Raw genomic sequence first — 2,565 nt, 5'->3', positions numbered from 1 at the left:
CCCATCGGCATCGCCGCCAGCGTCACCAGGGCCGCCCCGGTCGCCGCCACCCGGCGGCGCCGCTGGATCGTGCCCCGGCGCCGGATCGCCGGGTACGGCGCCGGCACGGGCCGGATCGTGTTCGCGTCCTCGGCGAGCAGCTCGCGCAGCTGCTCCTCGAAGCCCCCGCCGGTTCCCGTCCCCAACTGCCTCTGCTCCTCGTTCACTTCCTGCCTCCCCGCTCGGACGGCACTCGGCCGCGGACGGGTTCGTCCACGATCTGCGCGAGCCCCGGATACGTACGCAACTTCGCCAGCGCCTTGGACGCCTGGCTCTTGACCGTGCCGGGTGAGCAGTCGAGCACCTCGGCGACCTCGGCCTCGGACAGGTCCTCCCAGTACCGCATGACGACCACCGCCCGCTGCTTCGGCGGCAGTCCGGCCAGCGCCGCGAGCAGGGCGCTGCGCTCGTCGGCCCACGAGACGGCCTCGTCGCGCCCGGCCACCTCCGGCGGCGCCGCGGTCAGAGCCTCCGTGACCCGCCGCTTGCGGAACCGGTCGCTGTTGCAGCTGACCAGGATCCGCCGGACGTACGCCTCCGGACTGTCGCTGCGCGAGACGCGCCGCCATGAGCGGTACGCCTTGGCCAGCGCCGTCTGCGTCAGGTCTTCGGCGTGGTGCACGTCGCCCGTGAGCAGATACGCGGTCCGTACGAGATGGGACCACCGCGCTCCGACGAATTCCTGGAACTCGGTCTCTAGTTTGGCCTGCATCAAGCACCCTCCCTCGCCCTCCAGACCACCGTTTCGGCGGATTCGGTTGCCCGGGGTCCGGTGAACGCCGTGACCGGCCGGAAGTCTCCGGCCCGGCGCCGTGGGGTTCGCCCTCACGGCCCGGCGGTGCACCGGCTTCGGCATCGCCGCTCGCCGTCCGGATGCCGTAGCCGGCCCTCAGCGCATACGTCCCAGCACCTCCCGCACCCGCCGGGCGTCCCGGATCCGCTGCTCGTACGTAGCGCCCAGCGCGAGCAGCAGCACCCCGGCGAGCGCGGGAGGCAGCCAGCGGGGGAGCATGCCCGCCAACTGCACCAGGCAGGGGGCGAGTTCGTGCAGCACGTCCAGCACGAGCACGCTCCCGCCGAGGACGAGCGGCGCCTGGAGCCGGTGGCGGGCACCCAGCAGGGTGAGGACGAGGGCCGCCGTGCCGAGCAGCAGGGGGCGCGGCCAGTCGGCGTCGGCCCACGCCGCGAGCAGGCTCGGCACGAGCGTCGCCGAGAGCCCGGGACCGTATGCCGTCCACGACGAGGCCTCGGGGTCCCGGCGGCGCCGGACGAAGCCCACGACCAGCGCCGGGACGGTCACCGGCAGGGTGTACGCCTCCGGGGTGTCCACGGCCCACGACCCGAGCCGCACCCAGGTGGCCAGCACGAACAGCGCGGCGGCCGCGTACCCGGCCCGACGGCGGTCCGCGCGCACGGCGGTGCCCGCGGCGATCACCCCGCACAGGGCCAGTACGAGGGCCAGCACGGGTGCGTCGGTGGCGGCCGGCCCGATGGCCAGGAGCCCCACGACGGCGCCCGTGGCCTCGACCGGGACCGCGATGCGCGGGACCCTCGGCGCGAGCAGGGCCGCGGCGGCCGGGACGATGAGGACCAGCAGCGCCGTGTGCGCGGGCGGCCAGTCCGCGGCGGCACCCACCGCACACGCCAGACCCGCCGCACCGGCCAGGGACGCGCTCGCGCAGACGGCGGTCAGACGCCGGTGTGCGGCGGCCACCGCGAAGATCCCCGTCAGCGCGGCGAGCACGGCCAGGGTCGCGCCCCGGGAGGCGAGCGAGAGGAGCGCGAGGCCGACCGCGGTGAGCAGGGAGAGGAGGACGGCGGTGAGGGACGCCGGCGTCCGACGCGCGTGCGCCGCCACGGCCAGTGCCGCCACGACCGTCAGCCCCTGAGCGAACAGGCCTGCCACGTAGGGGAGTCGCAGTGCGACCGGGAAGACGATCGCGGTCGCCCAGACCAGGGCCACGGCACCGGCCGCGGCCGGGTCGCGCCAGGCCGTGGTGGCGCGGGCCGCCCCGGCCAGAACCGCCGCGACGACCGCGAGCACCAGCGGCGCGGCCGTCGCGTCCGCCGGCCAGGGTGCCCAGACCGTCACCGCGGCGCGCAGGTCCGACGGCGCCCCGGACCAGACCCGCCCCGTCCATCCGACCGGACCCAGCAGCGCCACGACGACCAGGGGCAGCGCCCACACCACCGCCAGGGCCTGGACGGAGGCCGACGCCCGGGCGGCACCGCGCCGCACGGGCGGCGGCGCTCGGGCCGGCGGCCTCCCAGGAGAGCACGCCGGCCGCCGCCACGCCCCAGCCGCCCGTCCCGTACGCGCCGACGGCGGCGGCGATGCGCGGGGGCCTCGCGGACGTCCGGAGTGCGACGACCGTGTCGAACGCGGCCGTCAGCAGCAGCGCGGCCGTGATCGCGTACGGACCCGCGTCGGCCGCCACCGCCCACAGCAGCAGGGGGAGCTGGGCGGCGGCCAGCGCGGCGGGGAAGGGGATGCGCAGGGAACGGAGCCCCCTGCCGTACCCCCAC

General features: G+C 76.7%; 1 protein-coding gene and 2 pseudogenes. All 3 read right to left on the bottom strand.

Translation table 11 applies throughout. From position 1 onward, the window contains the following. Positions 1 to 206, bottom strand: a pseudogene (locus tag C1I97_RS35195) (hypothetical protein); the annotation flags it as partial. Beyond that, entirely contained in the window at positions 203 to 751 is a 549-nt protein-coding gene (locus C1I97_RS35190) for a SigE family RNA polymerase sigma factor (RefSeq protein WP_111007018.1), read from the bottom strand. The pseudogene C1I97_RS35195 and the gene C1I97_RS35190, both read right to left, overlap by 4 nt. 177 nt (positions 752 to 928) lie before the next feature. After that, positions 929 to 2,565, bottom strand: a pseudogene (locus C1I97_RS35185) (SCO7613 C-terminal domain-containing membrane protein); the annotation flags it as partial.

It is taken from the genome of Streptomyces sp. NTH33 (assembly GCF_003236365.1).
Taxonomy (GTDB): domain Bacteria; phylum Actinomycetota; class Actinomycetes; order Streptomycetales; family Streptomycetaceae; genus Streptomyces.
Note: the sequence above shows the minus strand (reverse complement) of the source record. Positions and strands in the feature narration are given on the sequence as shown.